This is a genomic window from Peribacillus sp. NPDC096540 (assembly GCF_050278525.1).
Lineage (GTDB): Bacteria > Bacillota > Bacilli > Bacillales > DSM-1321 > Peribacillus.
In genome coordinates, this window is sequence record NZ_JBNNTG010000005.1 from 31,382 (window position 1) to 47,803 (window position 16,422).

The window sequence follows — 16,422 nt, forward strand, 5'->3', positions numbered from 1 at the left end:
AAGAGAAACATTATGTTTGTCTTCTTTCCCGCGACAAAGTTAGCTTTTTCTTTTATTGAATGTGAATGAACCGTGCCTTAACATTAGGTGAAACTATAATATGAAGGGAAGAGAGCAAAATGGCTCACTTTAATATAAAGGTTGCTGTTCAAAAGTTCGGTAACTTTCTAAGTTCAATGGTCATGCCGAATATATCTGCTTTCATAGCTTGGGGGTTAATCACTGCACTATTCATTCCTTCTGGTTTCCTCCCAAATGAAAGCCTTGCCAAAATGGTTGGCCCAATGGTTACTTTCTTGCTTCCGCTTTTAATTGGTTATACAGGTGGTAAGTTAGTTCATGATCACCGAGGCGGTGTAGTTGGTGCTATTGCGACTATGGGTGTTATTGTTGGATCTGATATTCCAATGTTCCTTGGTGCAATGATCATGGGACCATTTGGCGGTTATGTTATTAAGAAATTCGATCAATTTATTGAAGGAAAAATAAAAGCCGGTTTTGAAATGCTTGTTAACAATTTCTCAGCTGGGATTCTTGGCGGCTTGCTGTCCATTCTATCTTTCTTAGCGATAGGTCCTGCTGTTAACGTCTTTACAGGGTGGCTTGTAGCAGGTGTTGACTGGCTTGTGGGTACAGGTTTACTGCCATTAACAAGTATTCTAATCGAGCCTGCCAAAGTATTGTTCTTAAACAATGCAATTAATCATGGCGTCCTTTCACCAATCGGTGTAGAGCAAGTTAAACAAACTGGATCTTCCATTCTGTTTCTACTTGAAGCAAATCCTGGACCCGGTATTGGTATTCTGCTTGCTTATTGCTTCTTCGGAAAAGGCACTGCGAAGAGATCGGCGCCTGGAGCTGCCATCATTCATTTCTTCGGTGGTATCCATGAAATATATTTCCCTTATATTCTAATGAAACCGATGTTATTTTTAGCGGTCATTCTTGGAGGCATGAGCGGAGTTTTCACTTTGGTTCTTTTAGGCGGCGGATTGTTCGCTCCCGCATCGCCAGGCAGTATTCTTGCCATTACAGCGGTAACTCCGCATAATATGGGCGCATATATTGCTAACTTTGCAGGTGTGATCGTAGCTGCAATTGTATCATTCATCGTAGCTGCATTTGTCTTGAAAACAGGTAAACAGACGGATGAAAATATCGAAGATGCTGCGAAAAAAATGCAAGAAATAAAAGGAAAGAAAAGTTCTGTTGCTGATGTTTTTGCTTCAGATCCGGGCACTATGCCAACAAACGTTAGTAAAATTATATTTGCCTGTGATGCTGGTATGGGTTCAAGTGCAATGGGTGCTTCCCTGCTGCGCAAAAAGGTAAAGGAAGCTGGTTTGAATATTGATGTTACAAATACAGCAATCAGCAACATTCCTTCTGACGCACAAATTGTTATTACACAGGAAGAGTTAACTCCAAGAGCACAAAATAAAGTGCCGAATGCTTTTCATGTATCTGTCGATAACTTCTTATCAAGTCCTGAATACGATTCATTGCTTGCACGGCTTCAGGATGATGGTACTGACGAGCTTCATGAGATTGTCGAAGATGCTGAAGAGAAAGTTCCAGGTGTTCGTGAACATTCAATCGAGCCTGGCATCAACGAAGATGAACAGGATGATAATGATCTGCTTCGCGAAGAAAATGTCTTCCTTAATCAACACTTCGACAATAAGGAAGAAGCGATCCGCTTTGCGGGAAGAGCTTTGGTAAATGCAGGATACGTTAAGGAAAGCTACATTGAAGCGATGATTGCACGTGATGAAATGACTTCAACCTATATGGGAAATGATGTAGCCATTCCCCACGGAACTGAGGAAGCTAAGAAAGATGTCCTTAAATCTGGATTTACCGTTTTACAAATACCAAACGGTGTCGATTTTGATGGCCAAAAGGCTCGGTTAATATTCGGGATAGCAGGCAAGGATGGCACACATCTTGAAATTCTATCTGGCATTGCGGTTACTTGCTCGGAGATGGAGAATATTGAAAAGATGGTTAAAGCCACATCAGTCAGGGAATTAATGGATATTATAAACGTTAAAAATAATTAAATACTTTTAACTAAGAATAGAAAAGCGTTGTAACGCTTTTCTATTCAGTATTTTCTCGTGTTACTCCACCTGAAATGAGTTGGTAGCATGTATATTACTTCAAGGGAAAAATCAATCATAGAATTGATCATAAAAACTTCAGGAAAACATACGGCCATATCTATTGCATCTCAATTAAATGTAAGTGTCCGGACGATTCAACGTGATTTAAAGTCTGTAGAAAAAATTCTGCACTCATTTGATTTGCAATTAACCCGAAATACACATGAAGGGCTGTCCATCGATGGGAAGAATGAACAAGTCTTTAGGCTTGTACAGCACCTGATGGGTAATCATCCGATTGATCAAACGCCACAAGAAAGAAAGTTGCATCTTCTTTTAGCTTTACTACAGGAAGAGTCCTATAAAACTCAAGCTCTAGCGGGGGATCTCGGTATAAGTATAACCACTCTTTCAACCTATTTAGACGAACTTACTGAGTGGATAAGAAATTTTAATATCGTGATTACCAGAAAAAGGGGAGTCGGAATAGAGCTTACCGGCACTGAAGAAAATAAACGGAAAGCTCAGGCTGCCTATTTCTTGCACTTCTTTAATGAAGAGCTGATTGAAAGTTTATTTTTGTTGCAAGAAGGAAAATTCCCAGAGGGGAAGATCCTAGACTATTTCGATCCCGATTATCTTCTGGCTATTGATGGGGTGCTGAACTCGACTTTTAACAGTGTCCATTCGCGTTTAGCGGATAGCGGGTACATAGGGTTAATTGTACATATCTATGTAACCCTGCAAAGAAATGAAAGCCAATTTTTTTTGGAGAAGGACTTCAAGAAAATAAGAGAACTTTCGGATGAGAATAACCTTATGAATAAAATAGGCAAGGAACTCAGCACCATGCTGGAAGTCTCTTTTACCATCGATGATATAAGCTACCTGGCCGTCATCCTTAAAGGTTCTAAGCTTCATGCAGCGGATGCCATTCCATATGACAGTGTGCTGCTAGGCCAATTGATAAGGAATTTGATAAAAGATGTTTCTGCTCAACTGCAAATTGATTTGACCAAGGATTTCCCATTGTATCAAGGGCTCCTTGCCCACATGGAACCATCGCTTTTCCGGATCAAACAGGAAATGGGATTATATAATCCCTTAACGGAAGATATTAAACGAAAATATCCGGTTCTCTTTTTAGCAGTAAAGACCAGTCTTGAAAAGGGATTCAAAGAAATTAAAGATTTTCCTGAAGATGAAATAGCCTTCATTGTCCTTCATTTCGGATCTGCATTAGTGATGCGGGAGGAAGAAATATTAATAAGGGCACTCATCGTTTGTCCGACAGGTATTGGTACGTCGAAGATGCTTGCAAGCCGGATCAAAAAAGAAATCATAGAAATCCAGACTGTAGAAATCAAGACGATCAAAGATATCCAGCAGCAGGGCAGCCTGAAAAACTATGATGTAATCATTTCTACCGTTAGGCTTCCGTATATCGATATGGATTATATCCTCGTATCCCCTCTTTTGAGTGAAGAGAATATATTGAACATTAGGAATTATTTAAGGAAGAATATTGAAAACTTCACTAAGAATAAGCGTTATGGCAGTCATTCAGCCCAAAAGGATTCCCTGCCAAAAAAAGAGAATGGCTTATTAAAAGAAGTATTGCAGGAACTGAAAGACGTCCAGCAATCAATAGACGCTGTTATCAATAATTTTCGCTTTTATCGGCTGCCGCATCTGAAAGGACATCGGCAGGTTATTGAGGAAATGGTTTGGATGGCTGAAAAGGAAAAGCTATTAACTGGTGCGGTTGATGTGATTGAATCTTTAAAGGAACGGGAAAAAAAAGGCGGGCTAGGAATACCTAGTACTGGCATGGGACTTTTTCATAGCAGACATAAGAATGTGAAAGAGTTGATATTCCAGGTGGCACACTTAGATGAACCTTGTCTAGTAAGAGGAATGGACGGAAAAGACGTATATATGAAAAACCTGTTGCTGATGCTTGCACCTGAAGAATTAAGTGCGAAACAGCAGGAAATCGTCAGCTTGATCAGTTCAAGCTTAATTGAAAGCAATGAATCTATAATGATTTTTTCATCATCAGACGAAGAAGCAATTCGCAGTAGAATGGAAGCTATATTTTGGGATTATTTATATACTAACTTGATAAAGGGATGATAGAAATGAAACAAGTAGTACATTTCGGCGCAGGGAATATTGGAAGAGGATTTATTGGGGCACTCTTTTCACAATCTGGATATCATGTAACATTTGTAGATATAGCTGATCAAATCATCGACCAGTTAAATGATAAAAAGCAATACCAAGTCAAATTGGCGACTGACCAGCAAGAATCGGTCACAGTAGAAAATGTATCAGGTTTAAACAGCTTAAAGCAGGAAGAGGAAATCATCAAGGCAATTAAGGAAGCAACATTCCTTACGACTGCAATCGGTCCGAATATTTTGCCTCACATCGCTCCTTTAATTGCAAAAGGGTTAACTTCAAGAGTGAAGGAAACTGATGAAAAACTATATGTGATTGCTTGCGAAAACCAAATATCAGCAACAGATCTTTTAGAAGGGTACATTCTAGAAAACATAGATCAGGATACAAAGGCAAACTTAGCTGATAAAGTATTCTTCTTTAATTCAGCAGTTGATCGAATTGTTCCGATTCAAAATAACGAGGGTTCCCTCGATGTTTTGGTAGAACCTTATTATGAATGGGTCGTTGAAACGAATGAAAACATTCCTGCCGTTGAGGGAATGACCATTGTAAAAGAACTCGCTCCATTCATTGAAAGAAAACTTTTTACCGTTAATACAGGTCATGCTGTCATCGCTTACCTGGGCTATCTCAAGGATAACAAATTGACGATTGACCAGTCATTGGAAGACGAAGCCATCGTAGAGCAAGTCAAGAAAACATTGGGGGAAACGGGCGCTTATTTAATAAAGCAATACGGGTTGAACCCAGACGAGCATCAGCAGTATATTGAAAAGATCATTAATCGATTTAAAAATTCTTACTTAAATGACTCAGTAAATAGAGTAGGCCGTTCACCTTTGCGTAAGCTTGGACCAAACGACCGTCTTGTACGCCCTGCAGTAGAAGCGAAGAAAGCTGGCCTTTCCTATACACATTTAGCGAAGGCAATAGCAGCAGCTTTACTCTTTAATTATAATGAGGATGAAGAAGCCCTAAAGCTGCAAGCGATGGTGAAAGAAAACGGTGTACCTTTTGTTCTTAAAGAAGTTAGCGGTTTAGACGAGAATAACGAAATAACCAAAGAAGTTGTCAGCCATTACAACGACTTGAAAAAATAAAAATAGAACTCCTGAAATAAATTTTCAGGAGTTTTTTCATATCGAAAAAGTCGATGACTTATCATCATGTAAAGCAGTATAACCTTGAAGGCTGAAGGTGCGGACCGTTTAACAATAACGATAAAAAAAACCTTGTAAATAGTAATCATTACGTTTTATAATGAGAGACAGTCAAGAAAAGAGTTGCTTATATAAAAAGTATAAATCGTAACGATTTTGATTTATTTAATGAAAGGGGCTATTTAATATTAAGAATATAACACTTGCTTGAATTGAGGGATTTACACAAGGGAATTAGTGCAGTAAATTGAAAGTTTGGTCCATTTACTCAAGATTAAGGGCTATTACACGAGATTTAAAGCTGTTACTCATGACTTTGACGGATTTACTCGTGAGTTTGGCGCAAATACACGTGAATTTGGAGTATTTACTCGTGAATTTGGAGCATTTACTCGTGAGTTTGGAGTATTTACTCGTGAGTTTGGAGTATTTACTCGTGAGTTTGGCGCAAATACTCGTAAATGCGTAAATAATCCCGAGTTCGGTGCATGTACATAGAATGATGGTTAAACATCAGATAGTTGGTTACCTGGTTCATCATGATAGTAAAGCTGGAATATAAATCGCAATCAATTCGATTTGCGGTAATCAATAAAAATACTTGAGGTAATGGAGGAAATATATCATGTTCATAAAATATAAATTGATTTTTATTTTATGTCTATCATTCTTGCTTTTGGCTGCTTGCTCCACTGAGTCTATGAAAGAACAAGAGAAAAAGAAAAAAGAAGTGAATTTACTTTTTAATTTTGCCACTAGCTCGCTCGATCCTAATGTTGATACAAGTTATGTGTCACTGCGTGCAGGAATTACTGAAACTTTGGTACATCTCAATGATAAGAACCTGACTATTGAGCCATGGCTGGCTGAAAGCTGGAATAGTAAAGATGGACAAAATTGGGAGTTTAAGCTAAGAGAGGGAGTAACTTTTCAGAACGGAAAGTCTATGGATGGAGAGGCGGTAAAGGCATCTTTAGAGAGGGCAATGAAAGATAGTCTAGCGATTAAGAATGCCTTGCGCATTGATTCGATAGAAGCAAAAGGAAATACCTTGATGATTAAAACAGAAGGTCCCTTTCCGGAGTTTCCTTCTGAATTGGTTCATCCAAACACATCGATTATTGACGTAACGGAAAGTGACTTTATAAACAAACCAATTGGGACAGGCCCATTTTCCGTGTCGAAATTCACACCAGGAACTGCAGTGGATCTTAAGAGGAACGATTCTTACTGGGGTGGTGCAGCGAAACTGGAGAAAGCTAGATTTTCGTTTAATGAAGATGCTAACGCACGCTCTCTTGCCCTTGAATCAGGAGACGCGGATATTGTCTTCCGCCCAGAAGTTGAAAGCCTGGCTAATTTAGAAGCTATCGATGGGGTGACGGTTGAGTCCACATCTACTTTCCGTGTACATCAAATGACAATGAATTTAGAACGGAAAGCGCTGCAAGATATACACGTTCGTAAGGCTATTGATGCATTGATTGATCGTTCATCCATTGCGGATACGATTTTACAAGGTCATGCAGAAGCTGCCACAGGACCTTTTCCATCTACGTTCTCATTTGCTCCAGACTATCCCAAAAAAGAGAGTGGAATGGAAACGGCTAGAGAATATCTTGAACAAGCAGGATTTAAGAAAGTACATGATGCTATGCAAAAAGATGGCAAACCGCTTTCGTTTACGCTTCTTACTTACAGCTCGCGTGCCGATTTACCGTTAATCGCTCAAGTATTTCAATCTGATGCTGCTCAGTTAGGAATTGATGTGAAAATCAAACAGATTGAAATCCCGGAAGAGTATATGGCAGCCAATCGAGATTGGGATTTAACAACGTACAGTAATTTAACGGCACCGCGCGGAGATGCTGGCTACTATTTAAATGCAACGTATCATCCAAATGGCGCCTTAAACTTCAGTGGTGCGGATGACGATCATTTGACAGCCCTTATTGATAGGTTAAACGTAACAGTTGGGCAGAAAAAACGTTCAGAATTAGCTAAAGAAATTGCGATGTATGTGGATGAACAAGTATATAACTCATTTATTTTACATCCCAACACACTTGTTGCTTATAACTCCGATAAAGTTGAAAACTGGATCACTTCACGAAGTGAATACTACATGCTGACGAATGAACTGGATGTTAAGTAAATGTTCTGTATTCTAGGACGGCGATTTATCGAAGTTGTGATTTTTATCCTTGTTATTACATTTATCAGCTTTCTTTTTGTGCGGCTCGCTCCAGGTGATCCGGTACTATCGATTCTTCAAGTGGATGATGTATCGATTACAAACGAGCAAGTCAATGAGCTTCGTGAAGAATTGGGGTTCAATGATCCGTTGCTTGTGCAGTATGGACATTGGTTTGCGGACTTTGTTCAATTGGATTTCGGAAATTCCTATATTACGAATCAGCCTGTGATGAAAATGATTATAAGCGGTCTGCCGGCGACACTTGAACTGTCAATAGGTGCGTTACTTGTCATGCTTAGTATAGCCATTCCTTTGGGCTCGCTTGCTGCTTTGTATAGGGGGAGTTGGATTGACCAGATAAGTCGTGGAGTCTCACTATTAGGCGCAGCTATACCTAGCTTTTGGCTGGGACTGCTTTTGATAGATTTATTCGCGGTGCGATGGGGGGTACTTCCAACAATGGGGAGGGACGGATTCATTTCTATGGTCCTGCCGTCGGTTACTTTGGGCCTTGCCATTACAAGTGTATACGTCCGCTTGCTTCGTTCGAGTTTGATTGACTCGCTTAGTCATGAATTTATCAGAGCCGCCCGGTCAAGGGGGATTTCAGAAATACGTATCTTCTTTGCCCACGCATTTCGCTATAGTTTACCGCCGGTCATTACTGTATTCGGTGTTAGCCTTGGCAGCTTGATCGGCGGGGTCGTCGTAGTTGAAGTGATTTTCGCCTATCCTGGTATTGGGAAGATGGTCGTTGACTCTATTCGGTCTCGTGATTACCCAGTCATCCAAGGATACATTTTGATCATGGCTATTATTGTATTTCTGGTAAATAGCGCAGTGGATTTATCTTACCGATATTTAAACCCAGAGCTAAGACTAAAGGAAAGGAATAATAGTTGATGGAATTAGTGATCAGAAAACAAATCAAAAGACGATGGAAAGCTGCCGCTGTTTATACAACGATGGCTTTTCTGTTTGCTGTTGCAGCGTACACCTTTCTTGGCCTGAAGCATGATCCGCTACTAGTCAATCTGGCTGAAAGATTATTGCCAGCAAGCTTAGAACATCCGCTCGGCACGGACCACTTAGGGCGTGACGTATTAACGCGTCTGCTGCTTGGTACAAAGCTGACGGTTGGCTATGGGCTCTTAGCTTTGTTTGTTGCTGTTATAATCGGCGTCCCGTTTGGGGTGATTTCTGGATTCAAAGGCGGTTTGATCGATCGAATTTTCATGCGGATTGCAGATGCTTTTTTATCGTTTCCAGATACAATCGTAGCTATTGTGTTGAGTGGTCTATTAGGCCCGGGAATTGAGAACCTGCTGTTGGCCATTGTTGTAGTGAAATGGGTGAATTATGCTCGGCTTGTGCGTAGTACGGTGATTACAGAGCGTCAGAAAGATTATGTGACGGTAGCTAAAATCAATGGACTTAGTTCTTTTCGGATTATGCGAAAACATTTATTACCGCACCTTATTGGGAATGTACTCGTACTGGCAAGTCTCGATTTAGGGAAAATCATCTTGCTCATATCTTCCCTGTCTTATATCGGACTCGGTGCGCAGCCTCCAGCACCAGAATGGGGGGCAATGCTCAATGACGCCCGTCCTTACTATCAATCCAATCTGTTTCTGATGATTTATCCCGGACTCGCTATTGGATTTGTCGTTCTTTTATCAAACTTATTCGGTGATTATTTGCGTGATAAATTTGATGTAAAAAAGGAGGTGGAATCGTGAGTATTTTAACCGTTAATCATCTATCTGTTATGGGCAAACAAAATAAGATTGTCAAAGACCTTTCGTTAGAGGTTCATAAAGGAGAGTGGTTCGCACTTGTTGGTCAAAGTGGTAGCGGCAAAAGCATGACAGCAATGTCAATCGGACAGTTGCTTGGGCCAAATCTCCAAGCAAAGGGAGAAATATGGTATCAAGAAAAGAATTTATTAACGCTGTCTCCCTCTGAAATACGGCAAATTCGCGGAAAGCGCCTAGCTTATATTTTTCAAGATTACCAAGGTTCATTTACTCCGTTTCTTACCATTGGACAACACTTCGATGAGTATCAGCGGACGCACCTTAAACTGTCTAACAAAGCAAGGCGGCAGCAAGCCGTCGAAGCGCTTATTTCCGTTGGCCTTGATGAAGATATCTATAGAAGATATCCGTTTCAATTAAGCGGGGGGCAGCTTCAACGTGTGTCCATTTCGATTGCCCTGCTGCTTAAACCAGATATATTGATAGCGGATGAACCGACTACTGCCTTGGACAGTGTATCTTCTTTTAAGGTTTTGCAATTATTATCCCGGCTGCAAGAAGAAACCGGCTGTGCGATTTTGTTCATTACTCATGATTTGCGTCATGTGAAGAAATACGCGGACCGTATTGCTGTTATGAAAGACGGAGTAATAATAGAAACCGGTGATAAGAATCAGGTGCTGAATCATCCGAAGCACGCTTATACAGATAAAATGATTCAATCATCGCCATCACTTAGAAGCAAGAGTCTATTTTCACTTGAAGGAGTGTCAGGATGAGTTTATTAGAAGTGAAAAATGTCCATAAAACGTACGATAACGGAGTGGAAGTTCTTAAGAACGTGAATTTTAGCATGGAGAGGAAAGAGTGCCTAGGTTTAGTAGGAGAGAGTGGGTGCGGGAAGAGCACACTTGCTCGCTGCATTTTACAGATTGAATCTTTTAATAGGGGAAGTATTATGTTCGAGGGCACGCCTTTGCAAAACAAAAGCGAGCGCAGTTTAAAGCCGTACCGAAAAAACATCCAAGCGGTTTTACAAAATCCTGCTTCAGCGTTGAATCCAAGACTAAGGATAAAGGATTCGCTAATAGATCCTTATCTGCAATATGGCAGTCAGGCTAAGCTGAAACATTTTCAGTATACAAGTGAAGAAAACTTTGTCGCACAGCTGTTAGATGCTGTAAAACTTCCAATAGGGCTTGCTGAACGATTTCCGCATGAACTAAGTGGCGGGCAGAAGCAGCGGGTGACTATTGCACGTGCTATTAGTATTGAACCAGCGCTTATTATATTAGACGAACCAGCTTCAAGTCTTGATGTGCTATCACAAGCAGCCTTATTGCGTTTGTTAGATGAACTACGAGTGACGTTGGATATATCTTATCTTTTTATTTCTCATGACCTGTCGGCTGTGCATGAGATGAGTCAAAAAATCATGGTGATGAAAGAGGGTGTCATTGTTGATTCATTCGAGAAGGAAAACCTCTTTTCTATGGACCGTCATTCATACACACAAGAATTAATATCAATGTTTGAATGATGAAGAACTTCAAGAGAACCGCTCTATCTGTTTAAAATATAAATCGTAATGATTTTGATTAATGACAGAAAAGAATTTAAACCATAAGGGGGAAGTACGGTGAATCATCGATCATATCTAGCCTTAGCCGTTCCTCTGACCATTTCGACGATAACGACACCTTTAATAGCTGCGGTGGACACGGCAGTAGTGGGCCAGTTACCCAATCCTGCTTATTTGGGTGGCGTAGCTGTAGGTACGATAATTTTTAATACCATGTATTGGCTGCTCGGCTTTTTGCGAGTGAGTACATCTGGATTTGCGGCACAAGCACTTGGGGCAAAGAATGAACAGCAAGGAATGTTAGCCTTTATAAGGCCGTTGTTATTAGCGATTGCGGTAGGGATAATTTTTATTCTGCTTCAAGGTCCAATTGAACAGGTGTCCTTAACCTTGATAAATCCGGATGCTGACGTTCACTTATATGCCTCTGACTACTTCAGCATTCGAATATGGGGAATTCCATTTACTTTGATGAATTACGTCATCTTAGGATGGCTAATGGGGATGTCCAAAATAAAGGTTTCGTTAGTGCTACAAGTGTTTATGAATCTCATGAATATTGTTCTTGATTTGTTGTTTGTCCATGTTTTTGCATGGGGTGTATCTGGAGTAGCTATAGCGACTCTTATATCAGAGGTAACAGCCTTTTTCATTGGGATATTTATTATTTGGAAAGCGTCACCCTTTCGATTTAAAATGCCTCCTTTAAAAGAGATGATCGACCCGTTTTCTTTTAAAAAAATGATGTCGGTGAATCGAGACTTATTTATCAGAACGCTCTGTCTGCTAACTGTTTTTAATATTTTTACGGCGAAGGGCGCGTCATATGGAACGGAGATATTGGCAGCCAATGCCGTCCTCAAATTCACTATATAATGGCTTACTTCTTTGACGGGTTCGCAAATGCATCTAGCATTCTTGTTGGAAAAGCCATTGGTTCGAAGGATAAGCACTTGTATAAGAAGACCCTTATGTTGTCGTGGCAGTGGGGCTGCCTATCCTCTCTATTGATTGCTGTCAGTTACTATCTATTTAGTGATTACATCATTTCACTATTTACACGTATACCAAGTGTCATTGATTTGGCAAATGATTATGGAATCTGGCTTAATTTGTTTCCTCTTTCGGCAAGTGTAGGCATCGTTTTCTACGGTGTTTTTACAGGGGCTACAGAAGCAGCTCCTATTCGGAACTCAATGATTTACTCCTTAATTGTTTTTTTAATAACCTTTTATATCTTTGTGCCTTCGTTTCAAAACCATGCGTTATGGTTGGCCTTTACTGTATTTAGCTTAGGGCGTTCAGTATTTTTAGCACTGTATATACCACAGCTAAGTCATAAATTATTTCCTAAGAGGAGTGTTAGACATGAAGACAATCGAATTAGCTAGAAAACAAGAAAAAATCATTAATACATATATAGAAACATATAAGATCTTACTAGCAGAGCAAGATTTATCACCAAATAATGAGATAATTAATCACGTTTTATCTGAACTAGTTTCCATTCTTTCTAAACCAATAGATCAATCCATAGCAGAAGATATTCTTAATAATAGGGAGATTAAATCAATTAGGGGAACCATGCTTGAAAAGCTGACGATTGCAGAAACCTTAATGGAGAATTACTATGCTAAATTATTTATTGGCAAGGTGAATTCTTTAGATGACTTTCGTTCATTTATGTATTGGGATAACTACAAAGAACTGATCAATACAGAAATACATGAACTTAAAAAAGTGAAAAACGATTTTCATTCGATCGCATTTATTGGAGCGGGCCCTTTACCTTTAAGTCCTTTCCTGCTAAAAAAAGAATTGGGTGCAAAAATAACCTGTCTCGATATTGATAAGCAGGCTTATACATTTGGCCAGTGTTTCATACAAGATTTATATACCGATAGGAACACAGACTATATTTTAAAAGATGGTGCCCTACATGATTATAGTGAGTATGATCTAATCTGGATTGCCAGCCTTGTTCCTAATAAAGAAGATATTTTAAAACAAATATTCGAGACGAATCCAAAGGCTATAGTGGCAATTCGGTCGGTGGATGGCATTCATCAATTATTATATGAACCAGTCGATGCAACAAAGTTTCACAAAGTGGCATGTGAAGAAGTCGGCAGAACTATTGCAGATTCTTTCATCATTAATTCAACAATATTTTACACATACAAACAATAAAACCCATCAAACGAGTTGCTTCGGCAATTCGTTTTTTTATATGAGTAAGTTATAAAACTAAAAGTCATTATCATTTGCCACACTCTGTACCAAGAAGAGGGAAGGGGTTTTTTTCTTAAGATTCACAGAAAAATAAAATTTGGGTATTGAACATACGGGAGGCGTTAAATAGGCGTCTTTGTGGCAGGCTTTTGAGGTTAAGTATTGGGACTTTATTTGTGATAACTTGCATATTATTACAAATATAATAGTAGTGGAGAGGTGTTATTGGTCCTCAATGATAGTTGAATTTGGTAAAGTTTTCCGTTAACATAGATTAAGAATTATGTGATAGGAGGTTGTACATTGGCTTTACAAATCAAAGAAATCACAAAGAAATTTGGAGATTTCACAGCAGTTAATAATCTGAATTTCACCATCCCTGAGAAAGAAATGTTTGGTTTTCTAGGTGGGAATGGTGCAGGGAAAACAACTACGTTTCGTATGATACTTGGCTTGCTTGACCCAACCGAAGGAGAAATATTTTGGGATGGTAAGAAAATCGATTATACGACCAGTTCATTAATTGGTTATCTTCCTGAGGAACGCGGACTATATCCAAAACTGAAGGTGCGCGATCAAATTGTATATTTAGCTAGATTAAGAGGCATGAGAAAAGGAGATGCATTAAAAGAGTTAGAATATTGGCTTGACCGTTTTAAGGTGCCTGAGTACATCGATAAGCGAGTTGAAGAGCTTTCAAAGGGAAATCAGCAAAAAATCCAGTTGATCGCTTCCATGATTCATAAACCGGAATTGCTTATTCTTGACGAGCCCTTTAGCGGACTAGATCCTGTTAATGTGGAAATGCTGAAGAAAGCGGTAATCGACTTGAGGGACGGCGGCACGACGATTGTTTTTTCAAGCCATCGTATGGAGCATGTTGAAGAGATGTGTGAGCATCTTTGCATCATGCATAAAGGTTCCCCTGTTGTGGCTGGGAAATTAAAAGAAATTAAGCGTTCTTTTGGTAAAAAGAATGTGTCAATTAAAGCTGATTTTGATTTATCTTTCCTGGATTCTTATTCAGGTGTAACAAAAGTTAAGAACACGATGGAAGGGAAAATCCTTCAAGTCACTGGTGAAGATGTAGCCGAGAACATGATTCGTGATCTTGTTCCAAGAGGGTTTGTCCGAAAGTTTGAATTGGAAGAACCATCGCTGACGGATATTTTCATTGAAAAAGTAGGTGCAGTCTATGAATAAATTTTGGATTGTTCTTTCCCATACATATCTATCAAAATTAAAAACGAAATCCTTTATCATTTCTACAATCATTATGATGGCCTTGATTCTTGTTCTTACGAATATTTCGAAGCTTATTGATACATTCGATAGTGATGATCAGGAAAAGGTCGCCATTATTGATCAGACTGAAGATAGCTTATTTGATTCTTATAAAAATGCGGTAGCAGGTGTGAACGATGAGCTCTCGATAATATCCGCTCAGGATGAAAAGGAAGCGGAGGAAATGGTTAGCGCAGAAAAAATCGTTGGGTATTTATTAATCGAAAAGGATGACAGCCTAGGCATCAAAGGAACGTATAAAGCGAATCAAATTTCAGATTCAACTGTAAGTAATGATTTGCTTCTCGCACTTACCCAATTGAAAAGCCAAATAGCAGCGAAAGAATTGAAATTGACAGAGCAGCAAATCACTCAATTGAATACGCCGCCAGCCTTTGAAACGATTGCACTTCAAAAAAATGCAAAAACAGAAGAAGACCTCAATCAAGCTCGCGGTCTTGTGTATGTGCTCTTATTCGTCATTTACTTCGGTGTGTTGATGTATGCAACGATGATTGCAATGGAAGTAGCTACTGAAAAAACATCACGAGTCATGGAAATCCTGATTTCAAGTGTCCCGCCGGTCACGCAGATGTTTGCCAAAATAATGGGGGTAGCTTTGCTTAGTCTTACACAAATGATTTTATTTTTTGGATTGGGTTATTTATCAATTAAGCAAAGCTTGACAGGCATGAATGAAGGATTTTTCGCGTTTTTTGGTTTCGGCAACATCAATATCTCAACGATCATTTATGCGATCATCTTCGCATTGCTTGGTTATCTTCTGTACGCGACACTTGCGGCTTGCCTTGGGTCCGTTGTCAGCAAAATTGAAGATGTTCAGCAAATGATTTCACCGATGACCATGTTAGTTGTCGTTGCTTTTATGATTGCGATGTTTGGACTAGGGAATCCCTCAGCCAGTTATATCACGATTACATCTTTCATTCCATTTTTCACACCAATGATCATGTTCTTGCGCGTAGGCATGCTTGATGTCCCTTTCTGGGAAATCGCAATAAGCATTGCTGTATTGATTTTAACAATTGTTTTACTTGGTATTATCGGAGCGAAAATCTATCGTGGTGGAGTCCTGATGTATGGAAGCTCAAAATCACTAAAAAGCATCAAAAATGCATTGCAATTATCAAAGAGAAATTAACATGGAAACCTGGATCCTTCACTTCTTTTTAGAGGGATTCAGGTTTTTTTATTTTTTTCAGGATTTATGAGTTTAGCGCCTAAAAACCCTACTTTTTATAAGGAATAGGTTCCATTTACTTCTACTATTCCTTCAAATGTACTGACACTTATTATCGCCAATAAGATCCCAACTAATTCAGCTGTTCTAGAGAAGATAGTCCTTCGAATTTCATTCGATTTACCGAACGATACATAGGGGGATTTGTTAAGCGTAAGTAAATCTATAAAACTTACTTGACATTATAAGCTTATGAAAATATAATTACTTACATAAAGTAACCAACAAAAAGAGGAGAATAAATAACATGAATAGAAATGAAGCTGGTCAAGTTTTTTTACGTATCATTTTAGGTCTTACTTTTTTCATTCACGGAGTTTCAAAGTTTCAAGGTGGAATAGGTAACACGGCAGGCTTCTTTGATAGCCTCGGAATTCCTGGGTTCATGGCTTATGTGGTAGCATTTATCGAATTAGTCGGAGGCCTTGCAGTAATAGTGGGCTTTGGAACACGAATCGTTTCTATCTTGTTTGCCGTTATTTTGCTGGGTGCCATTTTCACGGCTAAATTACCTGCTGGATTTCTCGGCAATGGACAATCGGCAGGATATGAGCTGGACTTAGCACTGCTTGCTATGTCCGTTTATCTGGCATGTGCAAACCGCTCTATTTTTTCTTTAGATAATAAACTCTTTAATAAAGAAGGGAAGTAACA

13 protein-coding genes and 1 pseudogene are annotated in these 16,422 nt (G+C 39.3%); all 14 read left to right on the top strand.

Annotated elements, in window-relative coordinates; all coding sequences use genetic code 11:
• The first annotated feature begins 119 nt into the window (after positions 1 to 119).
• The 14 genes and pseudogenes from ACQKMR_RS06905 (at position 120) to ACQKMR_RS06970 (ending at position 16,420) form a co-directional block, all read left to right on the top strand.
• Positions 120 to 2,063 carry a PTS mannitol transporter subunit IICBA gene (locus ACQKMR_RS06905; protein WP_427696626.1) on the top strand — a complete coding sequence of 648 codons (1,944 nt, stop codon included), beginning with the start codon at positions 120 to 122 and terminating at the stop codon, positions 2,061 to 2,063.
• Between the two features lie 87 nt (positions 2,064 to 2,150).
• The gene (locus tag ACQKMR_RS06910; RefSeq protein ID WP_427696627.1) at positions 2,151 to 4,241 is read left to right on the top strand and encodes a BglG family transcription antiterminator; all 2,091 of its coding nucleotides are present in this window, start codon (positions 2,151 to 2,153) and stop codon (positions 4,239 to 4,241) included.
• Between the two features lie 5 nt (positions 4,242 to 4,246).
• On the top strand, positions 4,247 to 5,392 hold the full coding sequence (locus ACQKMR_RS06915) for a mannitol-1-phosphate 5-dehydrogenase (RefSeq protein WP_427696628.1): 1,146 nt from the start codon (positions 4,247 to 4,249) through the stop codon (positions 5,390 to 5,392).
• Between the two features lie 315 nt (positions 5,393 to 5,707).
• Positions 5,708 to 5,950 (top strand): hypothetical protein, encoded by a 243-nt coding sequence (locus ACQKMR_RS06920; RefSeq protein WP_427696629.1) that lies wholly within the window; start codon positions 5,708 to 5,710, stop codon positions 5,948 to 5,950.
• A 127-nt stretch (positions 5,951 to 6,077) separates the two neighbouring features.
• A complete protein-coding gene (gene nikA / locus ACQKMR_RS06925) occupies positions 6,078 to 7,607 on the top strand; it encodes a nickel ABC transporter substrate-binding protein (protein WP_427696630.1) in 1,530 nt (509 codons plus the stop codon).
• The gene (gene nikB / locus ACQKMR_RS06930) at positions 7,608 to 8,552 is read left to right on the top strand and encodes a nickel ABC transporter permease (RefSeq protein ID WP_427696631.1); all 945 of its coding nucleotides are present in this window, start codon (positions 7,608 to 7,610) and stop codon (positions 8,550 to 8,552) included.
• 62 nt (positions 8,553 to 8,614) lie between these two features.
• On the top strand, positions 8,615 to 9,391 hold the full coding sequence (gene nikC, locus ACQKMR_RS06935) for a nickel transporter permease (protein WP_427696806.1): 777 nt from the start codon (positions 8,615 to 8,617) through the stop codon (positions 9,389 to 9,391).
• Positions 9,388 to 10,188 (top strand): ABC transporter ATP-binding protein, encoded by an 801-nt coding sequence (locus ACQKMR_RS06940; protein ID WP_427696632.1) that lies wholly within the window; start codon positions 9,388 to 9,390, stop codon positions 10,186 to 10,188. Before nikC ends, ACQKMR_RS06940 begins: the two co-directional genes overlap by 4 nt.
• Entirely contained in the window at positions 10,185 to 10,949 is a 765-nt protein-coding gene (locus tag ACQKMR_RS06945) for an ABC transporter ATP-binding protein (protein WP_427696633.1), read from the top strand. Before ACQKMR_RS06940 ends, ACQKMR_RS06945 begins: the two co-directional genes overlap by 4 nt.
• 99 nt (positions 10,950 to 11,048) lie before the next feature.
• Positions 11,049 to 12,382, top strand: a pseudogene (locus tag ACQKMR_RS06950) (MATE family efflux transporter).
• The gene (locus ACQKMR_RS06955) at positions 12,360 to 13,181 is read left to right on the top strand and encodes a nicotianamine synthase family protein (protein WP_427696634.1); all 822 of its coding nucleotides are present in this window, start codon (positions 12,360 to 12,362) and stop codon (positions 13,179 to 13,181) included. Before ACQKMR_RS06950 ends, ACQKMR_RS06955 begins: the two are co-directional and overlap by 23 nt.
• Positions 13,182 to 13,526: 345 nt before the next feature.
• Positions 13,527 to 14,426: an ABC transporter ATP-binding protein gene (locus ACQKMR_RS06960; RefSeq protein WP_427696635.1), complete on the top strand. Its 900-nt coding sequence runs from the start codon at positions 13,527 to 13,529 to the stop codon at positions 14,424 to 14,426.
• Positions 14,419 to 15,669, top strand: a complete 1,251-nt coding sequence (locus ACQKMR_RS06965; RefSeq protein WP_427696636.1) for an ABC transporter permease — start codon at positions 14,419 to 14,421, stop codon at positions 15,667 to 15,669. Before ACQKMR_RS06960 ends, ACQKMR_RS06965 begins: the two co-directional genes overlap by 8 nt.
• 346 nt (positions 15,670 to 16,015) lie before the next feature.
• Positions 16,016 to 16,420, top strand: a complete 405-nt coding sequence (locus ACQKMR_RS06970; RefSeq protein ID WP_427696637.1) for a DoxX family protein — start codon at positions 16,016 to 16,018, stop codon at positions 16,418 to 16,420.
• The last annotated feature ends 2 nt before the right edge of the window (positions 16,421 to 16,422 follow it).

Coding starts and splice junctions, on each gene's coding strand:
- ACQKMR_RS06905 (WP_427696626.1), top strand. CDS start 120: ATGGCTCACTTTAATATAAAGGTTGCTGTTCAAAAGTTCGGTAACTTT.
- ACQKMR_RS06910 (WP_427696627.1), top strand. CDS start 2,151: ATGTATATTACTTCAAGGGAAAAATCAATCATAGAATTGATCATAAAA.
- ACQKMR_RS06915 (WP_427696628.1), top strand. CDS start 4,247: ATGAAACAAGTAGTACATTTCGGCGCAGGGAATATTGGAAGAGGATTT.
- nikA (WP_427696630.1), top strand. CDS start 6,078: ATGTTCATAAAATATAAATTGATTTTTATTTTATGTCTATCATTCTTG.
- nikB (WP_427696631.1), top strand. CDS start 7,608: ATGTTCTGTATTCTAGGACGGCGATTTATCGAAGTTGTGATTTTTATC.
- nikC (WP_427696806.1), top strand. CDS start 8,615: ATGGCTTTTCTGTTTGCTGTTGCAGCGTACACCTTTCTTGGCCTGAAG.
- ACQKMR_RS06945 (WP_427696633.1), top strand. CDS start 10,185: ATGAGTTTATTAGAAGTGAAAAATGTCCATAAAACGTACGATAACGGA.
- ACQKMR_RS06955 (WP_427696634.1), top strand. CDS start 12,360: ATGAAGACAATCGAATTAGCTAGAAAACAAGAAAAAATCATTAATACA.
- ACQKMR_RS06965 (WP_427696636.1), top strand. CDS start 14,419: ATGAATAAATTTTGGATTGTTCTTTCCCATACATATCTATCAAAATTA.
- ACQKMR_RS06970 (WP_427696637.1), top strand. CDS start 16,016: ATGAATAGAAATGAAGCTGGTCAAGTTTTTTTACGTATCATTTTAGGT.